At 64.6% G+C, this 17,788-nt stretch carries 16 protein-coding genes and 9 tRNA genes; all 25 read right to left on the bottom strand.

Translation table 11 applies throughout. The features are described from left to right. Positions 1 to 537 (bottom strand): HNH endonuclease, encoded by a 537-nt coding sequence (locus tag KUF59_RS13565; RefSeq protein WP_212461650.1) that lies wholly within the window; start codon positions 535 to 537, stop codon positions 1 to 3. A gap of 19 nt (positions 538 to 556) precedes the next feature. Next, positions 557 to 631, bottom strand: a tRNA-Ile gene (locus KUF59_RS13560). A 37-nt stretch (positions 632 to 668) separates the two neighbouring features. Next, positions 669 to 743: transfer RNA gene (locus tag KUF59_RS13555), tRNA-Asp, on the bottom strand. 3 nt (positions 744 to 746) lie between these two features. Next, positions 747 to 829, bottom strand: a tRNA-Leu gene (locus KUF59_RS13550). Positions 830 to 839: 10 nt separating this feature from the next. Continuing rightward, a tRNA-Lys gene (locus tag KUF59_RS13545) sits at positions 840 to 923 on the bottom strand. Positions 924 to 931: 8 nt separating this feature from the next. Further along, positions 932 to 1,005, bottom strand: a tRNA-Ile gene (locus tag KUF59_RS13540). Between the two features lie 7 nt (positions 1,006 to 1,012). Then, positions 1,013 to 1,088, bottom strand: a tRNA-Val gene (locus KUF59_RS13535). Positions 1,089 to 1,092: 4 nt separating this feature from the next. Next, a tRNA-Val gene (locus KUF59_RS13530) sits at positions 1,093 to 1,167 on the bottom strand. 63 nt (positions 1,168 to 1,230) lie between these two features. Next, positions 1,231 to 1,307: transfer RNA gene (locus KUF59_RS13525), tRNA-Leu, on the bottom strand. A gap of 4 nt (positions 1,308 to 1,311) precedes the next feature. After that, positions 1,312 to 1,385, bottom strand: a tRNA-OTHER gene (locus tag KUF59_RS13520). Positions 1,386 to 1,538: 153 nt separating this feature from the next. Further along, a complete protein-coding gene (locus KUF59_RS13515; RefSeq protein WP_212461760.1) occupies positions 1,539 to 1,742 on the bottom strand; it encodes a hypothetical protein in 204 nt (67 codons plus the stop codon). 465 nt (positions 1,743 to 2,207) lie between these two features. Then, a complete protein-coding gene (locus KUF59_RS13510; RefSeq protein ID WP_212461649.1) occupies positions 2,208 to 2,597 on the bottom strand; it encodes an NUDIX hydrolase in 390 nt (129 codons plus the stop codon). A 64-nt stretch (positions 2,598 to 2,661) separates the two neighbouring features. After that, complete coding sequence (locus KUF59_RS13505; RefSeq protein ID WP_212461648.1) at positions 2,662 to 3,681, bottom strand: zinc-dependent alcohol dehydrogenase; 1,020 nt, start codon at positions 3,679 to 3,681, stop codon at positions 2,662 to 2,664. A gap of 155 nt (positions 3,682 to 3,836) precedes the next feature. Beyond that, entirely contained in the window at positions 3,837 to 4,784 is a 948-nt protein-coding gene (locus KUF59_RS13500; protein ID WP_258769556.1) for a sugar-binding transcriptional regulator, read from the bottom strand. Between the two features lie 98 nt (positions 4,785 to 4,882). Further along, positions 4,883 to 6,412 carry an alkaline phosphatase D family protein gene (locus KUF59_RS13495; protein ID WP_212461646.1) on the bottom strand — a complete coding sequence of 510 codons (1,530 nt, stop codon included), beginning with the start codon at positions 6,410 to 6,412 and terminating at the stop codon, positions 4,883 to 4,885. Continuing rightward, positions 6,409 to 7,170, bottom strand: coding sequence for a glycerophosphodiester phosphodiesterase family protein (locus tag KUF59_RS13490; RefSeq protein ID WP_212461645.1), 762 nt, complete (start codon positions 7,168 to 7,170; stop codon positions 6,409 to 6,411). The genes KUF59_RS13495 and KUF59_RS13490 overlap by 4 nt, the downstream gene beginning before the upstream one ends. A 9-nt stretch (positions 7,171 to 7,179) precedes the next feature. Next, positions 7,180 to 8,100, bottom strand: a complete 921-nt coding sequence (locus tag KUF59_RS13485) for an ABC transporter permease subunit (RefSeq protein WP_212461644.1) — start codon at positions 8,098 to 8,100, stop codon at positions 7,180 to 7,182. A gap of 4 nt (positions 8,101 to 8,104) precedes the next feature. Beyond that, positions 8,105 to 9,031 carry an ABC transporter permease subunit gene (locus KUF59_RS13480; RefSeq protein ID WP_258769555.1) on the bottom strand — a complete coding sequence of 309 codons (927 nt, stop codon included), beginning with the start codon at positions 9,029 to 9,031 and terminating at the stop codon, positions 8,105 to 8,107. A gap of 110 nt (positions 9,032 to 9,141) precedes the next feature. Beyond that, positions 9,142 to 10,473 (bottom strand): extracellular solute-binding protein, encoded by a 1,332-nt coding sequence (locus tag KUF59_RS13475; protein ID WP_408918095.1) that lies wholly within the window; start codon positions 10,471 to 10,473, stop codon positions 9,142 to 9,144. Positions 10,474 to 10,632: 159 nt separating this feature from the next. Next, entirely contained in the window at positions 10,633 to 12,141 is a 1,509-nt protein-coding gene (locus KUF59_RS13470) for a glycerol-3-phosphate dehydrogenase (RefSeq protein WP_212461642.1), read from the bottom strand. Beyond that, on the bottom strand, positions 12,141 to 12,911 hold the full coding sequence (locus KUF59_RS13465) for a class II aldolase/adducin family protein (RefSeq protein WP_212461641.1): 771 nt from the start codon (positions 12,909 to 12,911) through the stop codon (positions 12,141 to 12,143). The genes KUF59_RS13470 and KUF59_RS13465 overlap by 1 nt, the downstream gene beginning before the upstream one ends. 19 nt (positions 12,912 to 12,930) lie before the next feature. Continuing rightward, positions 12,931 to 13,971 carry a 2-hydroxyacid dehydrogenase gene (locus KUF59_RS13460; RefSeq protein WP_212461640.1) on the bottom strand — a complete coding sequence of 347 codons (1,041 nt, stop codon included), beginning with the start codon at positions 13,969 to 13,971 and terminating at the stop codon, positions 12,931 to 12,933. Next, on the bottom strand, positions 13,964 to 15,544 hold the full coding sequence (locus tag KUF59_RS13455; protein WP_212461639.1) for an FGGY-family carbohydrate kinase: 1,581 nt from the start codon (positions 15,542 to 15,544) through the stop codon (positions 13,964 to 13,966). Before KUF59_RS13455 ends, KUF59_RS13460 begins: the two co-directional genes overlap by 8 nt. Positions 15,545 to 15,546: 2 nt before the next feature. Beyond that, positions 15,547 to 16,656, bottom strand: a complete 1,110-nt coding sequence (locus KUF59_RS13450; protein ID WP_212461638.1) for an ABC transporter ATP-binding protein — start codon at positions 16,654 to 16,656, stop codon at positions 15,547 to 15,549. A 22-nt stretch (positions 16,657 to 16,678) separates the two neighbouring features. After that, positions 16,679 to 17,785: an ABC transporter ATP-binding protein gene (locus tag KUF59_RS13445; RefSeq protein WP_212461637.1), complete on the bottom strand. Its 1,107-nt coding sequence runs from the start codon at positions 17,783 to 17,785 to the stop codon at positions 16,679 to 16,681. Positions 17,786 to 17,788: the final 3 nt, after the last annotated feature.

Raw genomic sequence — 17,788 nt, 5'->3', positions numbered from 1 at the left:
TTACTTCTCGAGCTCGACATCCCAGTACAGATAGTCGCGCCAGGTCTCGTGCAGAAAGTTCGGCGGGAACAGACGCTGGGCTGCCATCAGGTCGTGCTGCGTCGGCTCGAACGGCTTCCGCAGCGGCCTGAGATGCAAGCGGTCCTTGCGCGTGTTGCAGGGGCTGCAGGCTGCCACGATGTTGGTCCAGGACGTCTGGCCGCCGTCCGCCCGCGGGATGACGTGATCGAACGTCAATTCGCCGCGCAGATGCTGGTCGCCGCAATACTGGCAACGAAAGCGATCGCGGAGAAAGACATTGAACCGGGTGAAGGCGACCCGAACCGGCGGCCGCACATACTCGCGCAGTGCGATCACCGACGGCAGCCGCATCACGGTCGAGGGGCTGCGGACGACCTGGTCGTATTCGGCGACCACGACATGCGATCCCCTCACGACCGCCTTGACGGCGTCCTCCCAGTTGAACAGCGACAACGGGAAATAGGACAGCGGCTGGAAGTCGGCGTTGAGGACAAGGGCCGGGTTTGCTGCGAACATTGCCCTCTCCTCTGTTTGGTGGTGGGCGCCACCGGATTTGAATCGATACTTGGACTGTTATGAGCCGCCGGCTCTACCGTTGAGCTAGACGCCCGTGGTCAGGATGGCGGGCTAAGCTACATCCTGGAATTTGGCGCCCATGACGAGGATCGAACTCGCCTTCCCGGATCGACAATCCGGTCCCTTCGCCAGATGGGTACATGGGCCATTGGTGCGCTCGGCCGGGGTCGAACCGGCATGGTCTCCCACCGCCCTCTCAAGACGGCGCGTCTACCAGTTTCGCCACGAGCGCGAATTTTGCTTGGAGGACCTGGTCGGACTCGAACCGACGATGCTTTCGCGACGGATTAAGAATCCGCTCCCTTCGCCGCTGGGGGCACAGGTCCGTTGTGTCTGGTCCTCCCGTGATGAATCGAACATCCGTCGATCGCTTATCAAGCGATTGCTCTACCACTGAGCTACGAGAGGGAATTGATGGTGCGTCCGGCAGGCTCTGCCCCTGCCACCTCCGCCGTGTCACAGCGGCGCTCTCCTGACTGAGCTACGGACGCGAGCTGGTGCGCGCTGACCGGATCGAACGGCCGACATCCTGCATGTAAGACAGGCGCTCTTCCGCTGAGCTAAGCGCGCGCTAAAGGATGGGTTCGCCGGGCAAGAACCACGGCAGATAGATGATAGCGGTGATGCAATGTTTGGTGCTCCACGACGGATTCGAACCGCCACCGCACGGAATCTAAGTCCGTCGCCTCTACCAGTTGGGCTAGTGGAGCGAAATGGTGCCAGCGGCGCAGAAGCGAACGCGCGGTCTCGCACCTCAAGAACGTACTCTTCCGCTGCGCTGCGCCGGCGTAAAATCTACAAACGACCGGGACGACCCCGGCCAACAGAAAAACATTCGCTGCCTGAAACCACCGTTTGCCGCTCCACCAAAGGAGACCGGTACCGGTCAGCGGATCGCCTTATGTCCTTGCAGGGGCGATCATCCTGAATTCGACATCACTTCACGTCATCACGCGGCGGCCACGGTGATCCGCCGACCGCGGCGATCGGTTGATGTAGTCGAGATAAATCTGGCGGGCTTCGGTCTCGGAGATCCCTCGGAGCGCCACAACGGTGCGCACGAAGGCGAGCGCGACCGGCGAGGAGAAAATCTTCTCGCGGGTACGGCTCTCGAGTCCTGTCTTGGTGGTGCTGTTGCGGGCCATATTGCCCTCCGCCTTTTTGGCAGAGGGCGGATTCCCGCTGCCTGTTACGCTCTGCCTGCTATCCTGGTCGTCCCGAGATGATCGGGCTTCGTCAGATAGCTTGGACCTTGTTCCGTCGCGGACATGCACGACCAATCGCACGGCCGATTAAACGGCAGCGCGGCGGCGGCTTTCGCGACGATATGTGAGCGCAATCGCAACACGGTTTCGGTCCTTAAAGAGCGCCGGCGAGTTCGACGGCGTTTTGTCGGGCAGCGGTATGCACAGAGATTGGCGAATCCGTCAAGAGCCGTCGCCAAACTATTTTGCAACGAGCGCTGCCCGCCGGCAGCGTTAACGAACGTTTTCGGAAGGCTAATACGTTCCAATGACACAGCTATCCGGTCGATCGACGGCTGTCGGCGGCGTGAAGATCGAGGGCCAACAATTTCAGGCAATCTTCGTTTTGGACCCTGCGAGCTGAACTTAACGGCGCCCTCGTCTTGGAAACAGCTTGTCGCGAATGTAGCGCGAGGTCGGCGTCAATCTGACGCCGCGCGGCTTCCGCCAGACTGCTCTGTCGATCTCCTTCTTGTCCCCGACTTTCAGGTCACCTGACACCTTCTTCGCCAGGAAAATCGCGTCACTCATCCGGCGGCCGGACAGGCGGTTCTTCGCCTTCACTTCCTTCCAGAGCTTCAACGGCCCAAGCTTCAGCTTGGGGAGCTCCTCCTTGATCTCGCGACGAAGGCAGCTCCTTTCGCTCTCACCCGCCCGCCGGCGGCCCCCTGGAAACATCCATAGACCGTCGCGCCTGCGTCTGACCATCAGGACGCGGCCCTTTTTCGCGACAACCAGTTTCGACGATTTCGCCATCACCACCAACCAGCTTCTTGCCAGCAATCATTGCGCCGGATTCTCGGCGAGACAACCCGTCAATCTACGGACTAATGATCGCCTTGATGATTCCGTCTCGTCGCGCGACCTGTTGCTCGAACGCGGCAGGCGTCTGGTCGAGCGAGAAGCGATGCGTGGCGAGCGGCGTGAGCTTGACCTGCCCTCCCTGCGCAAGCGCGATGGCCCGCGGATAGACCTCCGGCATGCGGCGTGAAAATTTGATCGACAAGCCTTTGCGACGCGATTCCGCGCCGCTCAGGATGTACTGGTTGTTCTCGGGAATGCCGACGAGAACGACCCGGCCACCGATACGGGCACAGCGCGCGGCATGCTCGAAGCCGTGCGAGGAGTCGGTCGCCTCGATCACCAGATCGACGCCGCGGCCTTCGGTGAGGTCGCCAACCCCGGCGTAGCTGCGGCACGCCCCATCCGCACCGAGGTCGCACGCCAGCGCGGTCCGCTGCTCGACCGGGTCGATCGCGATGATCTTTCCGCTACCCGCGAGCCGCGCGAGTTGCACCAACAGCAATCCCACCGGCCCGCAGCCAAGCACCGCCACGGTTTCCAGAAGTCGCGGACGCGCCAGATCCATGGCATGGATCGCAACGCCGAGCGTCTCCAGGATCGCTGCGCCGGCCGGGTCGATGCTGTCAGGCACCACATGCACGGCGGATCGGGGCACGCAGACAAATTCGGCCATGGCGCCGTTGTGTGGCGCATAGCCGAGGAACTTCACGTTGGGGCACAGATTGGTCTGACCGCGGCGGCACCATTCACAATGATCGCAGGGAATGGACGGGTCGACAGCCACCAGCGCATCAGCCGACAGTCCCGCCTTGCGCGCCGAGTCCGGCGTGAGGACACCCGAGAATTCATGACCCAGGACGAACGGCCTGACCCGCGTCGGGCCGGTCGTTCCGCCCTCGAGGTAGGAATGCAGGTCGCTGCCGCAGACGCCGACAGCCTTGACGCGAACGATGAGATCGTCCTCCGCCACCGGCCTCGGCTCGGGGATATCGAGGATGCGGATATCGCGAATGTCCTGGAGCACCGCAGCGCGCATGTCGACGCCATCCCTCTTTGAGCAATTGTTTTCCTCATATTACATATGTAACGCTGAAGTGACAAATGCTTTTGCATCCCTCGGGGCGCAAGTCGGCGATCACGCCGGCATCAGCGTCGAAAGCGCAGATCAAACGTTCGTTTGCGAAAACGCGGCTATTTCTGCTTGTCGATCAGTTTCAGCGCGGCGATGGCGGCGTTCTCGTCCGTCACCAGCACCTTGCCGATCCGGCCGCGCAGCACCGCGGCGATGATCGGCGCCTTGTTGAGGCCCCCGGCGATCAGCATCGAGGTCGGCACGCGCGCCAGCTTCTCGAGCGACAGCGCGATGGCGCGGCTGTTGATGCCGTGATCGATGGGCCGGCCGGACTTGTCGAGAAACTGTGCGAGCACGTCGCCGACGGCGCCCGCAGCCCGCAGATGCTCGGCCTTCACGTCCGGCGGCAGCCCATGCCGCACCAGCAGCGAACGCGGCGTCAGGTCTCCCATGCTCAACAGCGCAAGGTCGATCCGCTCGACGCTGTTCAGCACCTCCTGATAGACCTCCTGGGCCAGGAAGGTGTCGCGCGAGCGCCGGCTGCTGGCAAAAATCGGCGCGGCCAGATAGCTGCACTGGGCATGCAGCCGGTGCGCGAGCTCGCCCGCGATCTCGAAGGTGTTGAGCTCGAGTCCGCGCGACAGGCCGCCCATCATCGAGACGATTGAAAGATCGGGATAGTCCGCCGGCGTGACGTAACGGATGGTCTCGCGCAAGGTCGCGCCCCAGCCGATCCCGATGATGCGCGGGCGCTTCTGTTCGAGAAATTTCGACAGATTGGCTCCCGCCGCCATCCCGATCAGGCTTCCGACCAGCTCGGGATTCTCCGGGCTCGGGATGACGACCGCGTCCTCGAGGCCGCATTCCCGACGCAACCGGTGCTCCAGCTCCGTGCAGCTCGCAAAGGCGGAGTTGAGGCGGATGTTGACGATGCCGGTCTGCCGAGCATCCGACAGCATGCGGTTGACGCGGGCGCGGGTCAGCCCCAGCCGCTCGCCGATCTCGGCCTGGGTCAGGTTCTCCATGTAGTAGAGCCAGGCGACCCGCAGGATAGTTTGATCGGTCACGGCGCAGCCCCCCGCAGCGGCCTAAGGCATGGTCAGACGTCGGATCATTTGAGGCGATCCTTCATCATTCGTCAAATGCGGGGACATGCGGGTGCTCGTCATGCGGCCTTCGCCCCCGGCGCGCCGTCCTCGACCACAAATGTCGTCAGCCGGCGCACGGCACTCCCAGCGTCCTTGACGTCGTCGAGCGCCTCGAACCCCACGGTGCAATGGCGGGCGTCGAGCTCGACGGTCGCATAGCCGCGCCTGTCGCCACGCGCATAGGCGAGATGCGGATTTTCCGCCAGTGCCTTGCGCACACTGCTCTCGCTCGGCCCGTCCGAGCTGATGGAGGTGCCGACGAACTCGGTCGCAATGGTGGGACCGCCAGGCCGGGCAAAATCATGCTTGAGATCGGCGGCAAAGAAGGCGTGACGGTCGCCGCCGATCACGATCGGGTTTCGCCTGCGATGCGCAACGAGCGAATCAAGCAGACGGCGGCGGGCGTTGGGATAGCCGTCCCAGCCGTCCATCCAGAAATGCGCGCCGTCGTCCCCTTCCCGCTTGTCCTGCGCCATCAATGTCTGCTGCGCGACGATCGTCCAGCGGCCGCGAGACTCGCGCAGGCGCGCATCGAGCCATTGTTCCTGTTTCTCGCCCAGCATCGTCCGCGTTTCGTCCGTCCGGCCCGCACAGTCGGACACCCAGGTCGGACGCCCGCTTCCGACACAGGCCGATGCCGAACGATATTGTCGATCGTCGAGCAGCAGCACGTCGAGCATGTCGCCGAAGCGATAGTGCTCGTAGATCGTGGCATCCGCGCCGCGTGGACGTGCCGAGGGCGGTAACGGCATGTGCTCGTAATAGGCCTGATAGGCTGCCGCACGGATCCTCAGGAATTGCCCGGGATCGCGCACGGTGTAGGAGCGATCATTGGCATAGTCGTCCATCACCTCATGGTCGTCCCAGATCGACAGCCAGGGAAAGGCGGCGTGCGCGGCTTGCAGGTCGTGATCGCTCTTGTAGAGCGCGTAGCGGTTGCGGAATTCCTCGAGCGTCGTCGGGATGCCGACGCCGTGCTGGCGGACGTGGTGCGATCCCCAGGATTTCTCATAGATGTAGTCGCCGAGATGCACGACCAGGTCGAGATCGCGCGCGGCCATGTCGCGGTAGGCGGCAAAATAGCCCTGCTCGTATTGCTGGCAGGATGCGAAGGCAAAACGGAACGGGCGCGCGGACTCGGCCGGCGCGGTCCGGGTGCGTCCCACCGGGCTAAGCGCCGGACCGGCGCGGAAGCGATACCAGTAGACGCGATCCGGCCGCAATCTCGTCGCCTCGGCATGCACGGAATGCGCAAGCTCTGCCGTCGTCCGCACCACGCCGCGGGAGGCGATGCGGGAGAAGGCCTCGTCCTCGGCGACCTGCCACTCGACATCCACGGGAGCGTCGCCCATGCCGCCGCCGTCGAGAGGTTGTGGCGCAAGCCGGGTCCACAGGATGACACGATCCTGTCGCGGGCATCCGGACGCAACACCGAGCGTGAAGGGATCTGCGCTGAAGGCGACCGGCGTTCCCCGCACGAACCCGGCGGGCGCGGCGAAGGCGGCGCTCGCCAGCGATCCCACGAGAAAGCGGCGGCGGGGAATCATGGACGCGCCGGCACGGTTTCGAGCTTGCGGCGAATGCTCACGGCAAGATCAGGCCGATCGGTCGTGATCTGCCGCACCGGTTGGGCAAGCCAGTAGGTGATATCCTCCGGCTCATTGATCACCCATGCACCGAGACGCTCGGATCCGAGCATTTGAAGGGCCAGCGGCAGTGTGAGGGCGAGGAGCGATTTTTCGACCGCGACGATGCAGCCGGGAATGGCGGCAAATTGCGCCAGCGCGCACGCGATTCCGCCCATCATCTCCGCCGAACGGCGGTCGAGCGAGGCGAGCACCCGCGCCTCCGGCCACAGCCGGCGCACGGTCGCGATCACGCCGGGCACGAAGCAGGTGATGACGGCACGCCGTTCCAGGCCCCGGCGCTTGATCTCGTCGATCAGCCGCGCCTCGAGGCTCGAATAGGGATTGCCGAGCGCATCCGTCTTGATCTCGATGTGGAGCTCGAGCGTCGTTTCGCTGAACACATCGAGCACCTCGCCAAGGGTCGGAATGCATTCGTCGCCGGCATCGCGAAGACGCGTTGCCGTCAGCCGTCTCAGGCTGCGCTCGCCAACCGGTCCGCTATCGAATGCGGTGCGGTCGAGCAGCGGGTCATGGATCACGACAAGCCCGCCATCCGCGCTCTGATGGACGTCGAACTCGACCGCATCGACACCCTCCTTGCACAGGTTGCGGAAGCCCGTAAGGCTGTTCTCCGGCCAAAGATTGCGCGCGCCGCGATGCCCGGCGATGAAAACCATGGTCAGTCCCTACTTGCTGCTGTCGATGAGACCCTTGATGAACCAGCGCTGTAACAGCAGGACGACCAGCGCCGGTGGCAACATTGTGAGGAGCGCGCCGCTCATGGCAACGTTCCAGGCTGGCTCGCTGTCGGAGCGGGGGATCAGCCCCTTCAGGGCAATGACGGCCGTTGCCATGTCCTTATCGGTCGTGAACAGCAGCGGCCAGAGATATTGATTCCAGCCGAACAGGAACAGGATGATGGCGAGCGCCACCATGTTCGGCACGGACAGCGGCAGCAGGATGCTCCAGAAGAAATGCAGCGGCGACGCGCCGTCCAGCCTCGCCGCCTCGCACAGTTCGTCCGGGACCGTCAGGAAGAACTGGCGAAACAGGAAGGTGGCGGTGGCCGAGGCGATCAGCGGCAGGATCAGCCCGGGATAGGTGTTGACCATGTTCCATTCGAGGCTGATCGCGACGTCGTGGCCGCTGATCCAGCCCCACAGGTCTGCCACATGCAGGGCGTCGGCGAGCCATTGCAGCGGCACTGCCGCATTGGCCACGGCTTCGAAGGTCGGCACGATCCGGACCTCGATCGGCAGCATCAGCGAAACGAAGATGAGCCAGAATGCGAGCATCCGGTAGCGGAACCGGAAGTAGGTGATCGCGAAGGCCGAGAGCAGCGACACCGCGATCTTACCGGCGGTGATGCCGAGAGCCACGACGATCGAATTGGTGAAGGTGCGACTGAAATTGCCCTTGCTCCAGGCCAGTTGCAGGTTATCGAAGAACTGGCCGCCCGGAACCCATGGCAGCGGCACCTTCTGAACCTCGGCCACCGTGAGCGAACCCGCCACGAACGCGAAATACAGGGGTATGCAGACCGTCAGCGCGCCGGCGATCAGGATCGCGTGACAGACCATGCTAAGGACGGGCGAGCGCTCCACCATACGGCTAGACTCCGTAATTGACCTTGCGGTCGAAGTAGCGGAATTGCAGCAGCGTGCAGATCAGCGCGAAGCTCATCAAAAGAACCGACTGTGCGGCCGAAGAGCCGAGGTCGAGATTGACGAAGCCGTCGACGAAGACCTTGTAGACCAGAATGTTGGTTGCACCGGCCGGACCACCCTTGGTGACTGCATCGATGATGGCGAAGGTTTCGAAGAAGCCATAGATGAAGTTCATCACGGTGAGGAAGAAGATGGTGGGTCCGAGCATCGGCAGCGCGATGGAGACGAAGCGGCGGATCGGACCGGCGCCGTCCACCGCGGCGGCCTCCATCAGCGACACCGGCACCGCGAGCAAACCCACGACCAGAAAGATGTAGTCGTAGCAGATGTGCTTCCATGACGCGGCGAGCGTCACCAGGATCAGCGCATCGGTCGGATTGAGGTTGGGGTCCCAGGCGATGCCGAGCCTGTGCAGCATCTGCGCGAGCGGGCCAACCGCCGGATTGAACAGGAAGGCCCACAAGATACCCGCGATCGCCGGCGCAATCGCATATGGCAACAGAATGATCGTGCGATAGACCGAACGCGCCCGTACGATCCTGTCGGTGGCAAAGGCGAGCACCAGTGCACTGCCCAGCGTGAGCACATTCTGCGCCACCGTGAACCAGAACGTCACCGCGATCGACTGGCGGTACTCGCTGCTCGCAAACAGCGTCTTGAAGTTATCGAACCACACGAACTGAACGGTGGTTCCGAAGGGATCGCTGAGCAGGACGGATTGGGTCAGCGCCCGCAGCGACGGGATGAAGAAGAAGAACAGGAGAATCAGCAATTGCGGCAGCAGAAGCAGCGTCGGCAGGCCGGGGCCGTCGCCGAAATTGGCGCGCTTCAGCCCTGCCTCTTGCGCGGGACGACGTGTCTTCCCCGACACGCGGGATCGGCCGACGGCCGCACCCGGCCCGGCCTTGGACTGGCCGCCCCCGTGCGTTCTCTGAAGCACGGGGGCGCGCGCGTCACGCCACGCGAGGGACAGGCGCAAGGTCATGGACGCTCGGTTTCCGGAGTCTTCCCGGCATTGAGCTTCTCGAACTGCCGCAAGATCTCGTTGCCCCGCTTGACCGCATCATCCATCGCCTGCTGCGGCTGCTTCTGGCCCGCAAACACCGCCTCGACCTCCTGGCGCTGCGCCAGCATGGTCTGCACGAAATTGCCGAAGCGGAAGCCGCGCGAGTTTTCGTTCGGCGTACCACGTGAAAGCTGTAGTACCGCGATCTCTCTGGTCGGATGATCCTTGTAGTAGCCACGTTCTCGCGCAAGTGCATAGGCACGGTTCGTGGCGGGAACGTAGCCGGTTGCGCCATGCCACCACACCTGGGTTTCCGGCTGCGCGACGAAATTCAGAAAGGCTGCGACCGCCTCATAGCGCTCGGGCGTGTGGCCCTTCAAGACCCAGATGGCGCCGCCGCCGATGGTGCTGTTGAGGGGCGGATTGATATCGCTCTCGTGCGGCAGGAAGGTGGCGCTCCAGCTGATGGTCGCATTGCGCTCGATATTGCCGTGCGATGCGGTCGAATTGACGAAGGTCGAGCACCGTCCCGACGTGAACAACTGTTCCGGGCTGAAGCCCTGGCCCGCGATCTGCATCACGCCGTCATCGAGCCATTTCTTCAATCGCGCGACTTGTGAGACCACCTTCGTCTTGTTGTAGACGAACTCGGTACCAAGCCCGTCAAAGCCGTTCGCGAGCGTGCCGTAGGGCTGGTTGTTGATGGCGCTGTAATTCTCGAGAAGGCTCCAGTAGAAATCGCCGGGCAGCACCGTGCCGCATTCGCTGATTCCCTTGGACTTGATGGCGTAAAGCTGGCTCTCCAGCTCCTGCCAGGTGTCGGCCGGCTTGTCGAAGCCGGCCTTCTGGAAGTGATCCTTGTTGTACCAGAAGATCGGCGTCGACGAGTTGAACGGCATTGCCGACATCCGCCCCTTGTAGCTCCAGAAGCTGGCCACCGGCTTGATGAAATCCGAGAAGTCGACCTTGTAACCCTTCTGCTCGATCAGGTCCTGCACGGGAATAACCGCCCCCGAGAGCAGCATCGTCATGTAGCCGCGCTCGGCAATCTGCACCATTTCCGGCGGCCGCTTCGCGCGGTAGGCGGCGATCACCCCGTTGGTCACCTCATCATAGTTGCCCTTGGCGACCGCGACGACCGTGTACTTGTCCTGCGATGTGTTGAACTTCTCGACAAGCTCATTGAGCCGGTCGCCCAGGACGCCGCTCATGGCGTGCCACCACTGCACCTCGACCCGCGCCTGTGCCGAACCAGCCAATGCCAACGCGCCGAACATGGCCGCAATGAATGCGACTTTCCTACCCATGGGCAGCCTCCCTTGCCGGGCAGGAGGCCCGGCTTATACATTTGTATTTCTATAATGACATATGTGTCGAGATGATGAAAGAGGTTCCGATGGCTTCCCGTGCGAGGGGCCGCGCGCCATCGGCCACGCATCCGCGCGACGTGCTATCGCGGCGACGGCCTAGATGAAGCAGGCAAAGGCGGCCCGTTGCGCCGCCGTCAGGTGCAAGCCATGTTTGGTACGCCGATCCAGGAAGTCCGCGGGCTCCCTGGCCCACTCCGTCTCGCGCAGAAACGCGGCCTCACGTTCGTAAAAGTCTCCGCCGAAATGCCGGCCGAGATCGGCCGAGACGCGGGCCGGACCCAGCAGTTCGCGCGCCCGCGTGCCATACAGGCGCGCATAATGATGGATCAGCTTGCGTGGAAGGTCGGGATATTCGCGCGCCAGCTCGACGACGAAGGCATCGAAGTCACTACCGATGTCGCCACCCGGCAGCTTCTGTCCCGCCGTCCAGCCAGGCGACATCTTCGGAAACCATGACCCAAGACGTTGCAGCGCGTGTTCTGAGAGCCGGCGGTAGGTCGTGATCTTGCCGCCGAAGATCGAGAGCAGCGGTGGCACGCCCTCCGCGCCGTGAACCTCGAAAACATAGTCGCGCGTCACCGCCGACGGGTTCTCGGTATTGTCGTCGTAGAGCGGCCGGACGCCCGAAAATGCATGGACGATCTCCCGCTCGTCCGGCGGGGCGCGAAAGTAGCGGCGCAGGACGCCGAGCAGGTAGGCGATCTCGCCCTCGTCGATCGCGACGTCCTCCGCGCGGCCATCATAGGGAATGTCCGTCGTGCCGATCAGCGCCAGATCCCTCTCGTAAGGATTGACGAAGATAACGCGACGGTCCGCGTTCTGGAGCAGATAGGCCTGCGCCCCGCTCCAGAATTTTGGCACCACCAGGTGACTTCCCTTGACCAGCCGCACGTTGTGCGAGGAATTCAACCCGGCGACACCCTGGACGACGTCCTGGACCCAGGGACCTGCGGCATTGACCAGCGCCCGCGCCCGGACGATCTGCGTGCCGCCATCATGTCCCTGCATCTCCAGGCGCCATGCGCCCGCTTCCCGGCGCGCGTTCATAGCGCGGGTGCGGGGCAGGATGATCGCGCCGTTGCGCGCGGCATCAACCAGATTGAGAATCACGAGCCGCGCGTCGTCGACCCAACAATCCGAATATTCAAAGCCGCGGCGAAACTCTGTGCGCAGTGGTGCGCCCTCCGGCGCATGCGCGAGATCGAGACCACGGCTCGACGGCAGCCGCTTGCGACCGCCGAGATGATCGTAGAGAAACAGCCCGGTGCGAACCAGCCAGGCCGGCCGCTGCTCGGGCGAATGGGGCAGCACGAAACGCATCGGCCAGATGATGTGCGGCGCGGACGCGAGCAGGACCTCCCGCTCGGTCAGGGCCTCGCGCACCAGGCGAAACTCGTAATATTCGAGATAGCGCAATCCGCCGTGAACGAGCTTGCCGGAGCGCGACGAAGTGCCTTCGGCAAAGTCGCCCTTCTCGCACAACAGGACCTTGAGGCCGCGCCCCGCCGCATCGCGCGCGATGCCGGCTCCGTTGATGCCACCGCCGATGATGGCGATGTCGACAAGCCCGTGATCCCTGCCCGTGACCGGCGCAGTCTCCGTCATCACATCCTGCTGCGCTTCTTCTCGATCCGTCGTCGCGCTGCCGCCTTTGCAGGTGCGCGTGCCCTGCCCGGCTTCGCCTTCGAAGCAGCCTTGGATTTCGAAGGAGCTTTGGATTTGGGCTGCTGGAGACCATAGGTCGAGAAACCCTTCGCAGTGTCGGCGATCTCCGCTTCGCTGAGAATGTGCGGCGATCCCAAGGAAAGCGAGAGATAATATTGCCGCGCGATGGTCTCGAGCTCGACCGCCAGCCACATCGCCTTGTCGAGATTGGCGCCGACGGCGATCATGCCGTGATTGGCGAGCAGGCAGCCATTGCGGCCCTCGAGTGCTTCGAGCGCGAGCTCCGACAACTCGGCCGTGCCGTAACGCGCATAGCCGGCGCAGCGGATGTCATGGCCGCCGAACGCCGCCATCATGTAGTGACAGGCCGGGATCGGCTTGCGCGCGATCGCGAGCACGGTGGCGAAGGTCGAATGGGTGTGAACGACGCTGCCGACATCCAGCCGGCCCCGCATGATGTCGAGATGAAAGCGCCATTCGGTGGAGGGCTGCAGCGGCCCCTCCCAGGAGCCGTGCTCGCCTTCGAGCGGCATCGCGGCTATCATCTCCGGTTTCATCGCGTCATAGGGCGTCGCCGACGGCGTGATCAGCATCCGATCCTTGTAGCGGGCGGAGATGTTGCCCGACGTCCCCTGATTGAGCCCCGATGCGTTCATCCACCGACATTTGGCGATGATCGCCTCGCGCAACTGTCGCTCCTCGCGAGTCATGGCAAAATACCTTTCGTCTTCAGCACGGATTGAGCGGCGGCTCGCCGGCAAGATAGCGGCGAACCTCCTCGGCCGCCTGGTCGGCGGCAATGGTGACGGTGCGCAACGAGGCCCCCGCAATGTGCGGCGTCAGGGTGACGTTGGGCAGTTGCAGCAGCGGCCAATCGGGCGGCACCGGTTCCACCGCAAAGGTGTCGAGCATCGCGCCGGCGAGCCGGCCGGCCGACAGCGCCTCGTAGAGCGCCTTGTAGTCGACCAAGGGCCCGCGCGCGGTATTGATGAAGACGGCGCCCGGCTTGACCTTGGCGAGCGCCGCGCGATCGATGAAGCCGGTGGTCTCGGCGGTCACGCGCGCATGCAGGCTGATCACGTCGGCGCGCGAAAGAAGCTCGCTCAAGCCGACATGCTCGACGCCGTCGTTGCGATCCTGTGCACTGAGCTGGACGTAAGGATCGGTCACCAGGATCCTGCAGCCGAATGCCTTGAGCAACTTCACGACACGGGTGCCGATGGCACCATAGCCGACGATGCCGACCGTCATCTCGCCGAGCTCGCGCCCGGTGCGGTCGGCGCGATAGAGATCGCCGCGCCATTCGCCGGCGCGCAGGGATTCATGTCCGCTGCGGATCAGGCGCGTCTCGGCGAGAATGGCGCCGATGGTGAACTCGGCCACCGCGCTGGCGTTGCGACCGGGCGTGTTGACCACGAGCACGTCGTGATCGCGCGCGGCCTGCATGTCGATGTTGACCGGGCCGCCGCGCGACACCGCGATGAATTTGAGGTTCGGCAGACGCTGCAGCATCGATCGCGAGATCGGCGCGAGATGCGTGACAAGGAGCGAAGCGTCCCCGATGAAGTCCACGACATCGTCGGGGTCGCCCATGAACTCCTTCAATCCGTCGAGCTTCGAGCCCGCATAACCGTGCTCCATCGGCTCGTCGGGCCAAGGCTGCTCCAGGATACGGATGTCGACCCCGTTGCCGCAGGCCGTCGTGATCCGTTCGGCAAAGACGCTCGGCAGCATGAAACGGTCACCGACGATAGCGATGGCTTTAGACATGACCGGCTCCCGCACGCACGGCCGCAAGCTGCTTCCAGACCGGCCGCGCCGCAAGCCTGGCGTCCAGGTAAGCCGGGAACATCCGCGCATAATGCGCAGCGAGCGCCACATCGGGTGTCTGCGGCGCGTTAAGATACGGTCTCACCCACTCCTCCGTGCAGGCCGTCATGTCGGGATAGAGGCCGGTCGCCACTGCCGCGATCATCGCGGCGCCCGCAGCGCCCGCCTCGCCGCGGCTGCAGACGCGAACATTGCATTCGAGCGCGGCGCCAAGGATCGCGCCCAGCGCCCGACTGCGCGCGGCGCCCCCGGTGATGCGCACGTCGCGCGGCAACGTTCCCATGGCGGCATAGCAATCGCGCGCGGCAAAGGCGAGGCCCTCCATCACGGCCCGCATCAGGTCCCAATAACCGTGGCGGGTGCGCAGGCCCAGAAATTGCGCACAGGCCTCGTGCGCGACGAACGGGCCGCGCTCGCCGGCATCGGAGATGAAGGGATGGAACAGGAGCTCGCCGGGCCGCGCCTCGAGCACCCGCGCATCAAGCCTCTTGATCAGGTCGGCGCGCGAACGCGCAACGCCCTCGGCGGCGAGCAGGTCGCGCGCGAGATCCAGGAGCCAGTCGATGTTCAGCGTCGCCGCCATGTTGGATTGCATTTGGGCATAGTGGCCGGGGACCGGAAACGGCATGGTGTAGCCGGTCGCCTCGGCATTGAGGATCACAGCATCGGCGTTTGACGCGAGCCGCATATGCATGCCGGTCGAGCCGATGATGGTGCAGCCGACGTCCGGCGCGGGATCGTAGAGGCCCGCGCCCAGAGCGTTGCAGATCACATCGACATAGCCAAGCGAAACCGGAACGCCCTGCGGCAGGCCCGTCTCCAGCGCCGCGCCGGCATCGAGCGGATGCGTGGTCGTAACGCCGTCGACGACGTCGGGAAACAGGCGTGCACAATCGACGATGCCGATCAGGCGCGCGGTTTCCACATCGAACCGGCGCTTGCGGAAATCGCCGCAGGAGAAGGTGGCCTCCGACGGATCGGTCGCACGCTGGCCGGTGAGCAGGAAGTAGAGCCAGTCCTTGCAGTGGAAGGCGGTGCGGGCGCGCGACAGGCTTTCCGGCGCGTGTGCCTGCAGCCAGGCCAGTTGGGGCCCCTGCTGGCAGGCATTGAGGCCCGAGCCGGTCCGCCGGTAGAGCGCTGCGTTGCGCTCGCTGCCGCGAACGTCCTCGACGAGGCCTGCGGCGCGCGAGTCGAGCCAGAGCAGCGCCGGCGCGACGGGACGGCCGTCGTCGTCGATCAGCCAGGTGCCGTCGCCCTGCCCGGTCACTGCGATGGCCGCGAGCCGTGACACAAGGTCAGGGCTAGCAGCCACCAGGCCGCGCAGCGCGGCGACCGTGTCGTTCCAGGTCCGCGCCATGTCTTGCTCGACATGGCCGCCGGCTGACGTCGTGTAGCTGTTGGGCAGCGAGAACTCGCCGAGCTGGCGGCCGTCGCGGGTGAACGCGACCGTCTTGATCAGGGAGGTACCTGCATCAATGCCGATAATGACGTCGCGGCTCGGTGAGGTGCGCATGATCAGGCCGCCTCCGCGTGGCTGACGCAGGTGCCGTCGGCGCCAAACAAATGGAGATGCCGCGCCTCGAGCGCAAAGGGAATGATATCCCCCGGCCGCGCTGCGATCTTGTTCGGCGTCACCGCGATGAGGAGACGACCATCATATTCGCCCGCGACATGCGACTGGTCTCCCAGCCACTGGTTCGAGACGACACGCACGCGCACGCCGCCGCTGCCGACGGTAATCTTCTGTGGCCGGATGCCGACGCGGATGCGCGCGGTCTGCTCGAGCATCTGCCGCGCGGCCTGGCCCAGCGTTCGCCCCTCGATCTGGAACGTCACCTCCGGGCCGACCGACAGGCGGAGGCCGCCGTCGGCGCTGATGACCTCGGTCTCGAGCAGGTTCATCGGCGGCTCGCCGATGAAGCTCGCGACGAACAGATTGGCGGGATGCTCCTTCAATTCCCTTTCGCTCGCGAATTGCTGAAGCACACCGTCTTCCATGACCGCGATGCGATCGGCGAGCGCGCTCGCCTCGGTCTGGTCGTGAGTGACGAAGATCGCCGTCATCCCGCGCTCGGCGAGCAGTCCCTTGATCCGCCCGCGCAGCACCGCGCGAAGCTGCGGCTCGAGCTGACCCATCGGCTCGTCGAGCAGATAGAGATCGGCGTCGCGCACCAGGGCCCGCGCCAGCGAAACGCGCTGCTGCTGCCCGCCGGAGATCGAGCGCGGATAGCTGTCGAGAATGTCCTCGATCTCGACCAGGCGCGCGATCGCATCGACCCGGCGCGAGACCTCGCCATGGGAGAGCTGCTGCGCCTTCAAGGCAAAAGCGATGTTCTCGCGAACGGTGAGCGGCGGGTAGAGCGAATAGCCTTCGAAAGCCATCGCCACCTTGCGCCGCGCCGGCGGCAACTCGTCGATCCGCCGCTGCCCCAGGGTAATTGCCCCCGAGGTGACGCTCTCGAAGCCCGCGATCATCCGCAGGGTCGAGGTCTTGCCGCAGCCGGACGAGCCCAACAGCGCGACGATCTCGCCCTTCCCGACCTCCATGTCGAGCGCGCGCACCGCATGGACCGGCGGCTTGCCGCGGCTCTGGTAGACCTTGTCCACATTCCTGATCTCGAGCATGCCTAAAGTCATCCCCCTCGTTTCAGGCCGCCTGCCGCCGATGCGGCAGGCCGACGCGCAGGCCCGTCGCGCGGTCGAAGAGGAGTGCGGCTTCCGGCGCGAAGCGAACGAAAACGCCGTCCTCCGCGCTCGCCATCGGCGAGTTCTGCGGCAACGCCGCCAGCCATTCGGACCCATCCGAGAATCGCAGGAGCAGCACGGCCTTTTCATGCATCGGCGTGATCGCGACAACGCGCGCAGGGATCGCGTTGTCGCCGGCCTGGCGGCTGATCACGAGATCGTCCGGACGAACGCCAAGCCAGCACGGACCATGATCCGCAACCTGGCGATCGGCGGCATCGAGGCGAACGGGCGTCCCCGCAATCTGCGCACTGAGAGATCCTTGCGCGGCGACCGGCTCGACCTCGGCGAGATTGATGCTGGGATCGCCGAACAGGCGTGCGACGGCAACCGATGCCGGCCTTGCATAGATCTCCTCGGGGCGCGCGATCTGCACCAGACGGCCGTCGATCAGGACCGCGATCCTGTCGGCGATCGCCATCGCCTCGCGGTAGTCCTGGGTGACATAGAGCACCGCAGCCGAGCTCCGCCGCAACAGGCTGGGCAATTCCAGCCGCATCTCGTAGCGAAGCTTGGCATCGACGTTGCGCAAGGGATCGTCGAGCAGCAGCACCTCCGGATTGCCGATCAGCGCACGCGCGAGCGCGGTGCGCTGCTTCTGCCCGTTCGACAATTCGCGGGGCATGTGACCGAGCACGTGCTCGATCTTCAGGAGCCGGCTGATCGACTTGACCCGCGAGACCACCTCGCCCGCAGCAGCCTTGGCGCGCAGGCCGCTCGCGATGTTGTCCTGCGCGCTCATATGCGGAAACAGCGCAAAGTTCTGGAAGGCCATGCCGATCCCGCGCCGTTCCGGCGGAGCGCCCACGATCGATTGGCCGCCGACCAGAATGTCTCCCTCGTCGGGCTCGAACATGCCCGCGATCATGCGCAGGAGCACGGTCTTGCCGCTGCCGGACGGCCCGAACACCGCCACGATCTCGCCGGGCTCGACCGCCAGCGACAGATCCTCGGCGCAACGCACCGGACCGAATGACTTGCCGACGGCGTTGAGTTCAAGACGCGCCATGCC

The organism is Bradyrhizobium arachidis (assembly GCF_024758505.1).
Taxonomy (GTDB): Bacteria; Pseudomonadota; Alphaproteobacteria; order Rhizobiales; family Xanthobacteraceae; genus Bradyrhizobium; species Bradyrhizobium manausense_C.
The sequence above is the reverse complement of the archived record's forward strand: the minus strand, read 5'-3'. Positions and strand labels throughout refer to the sequence as shown.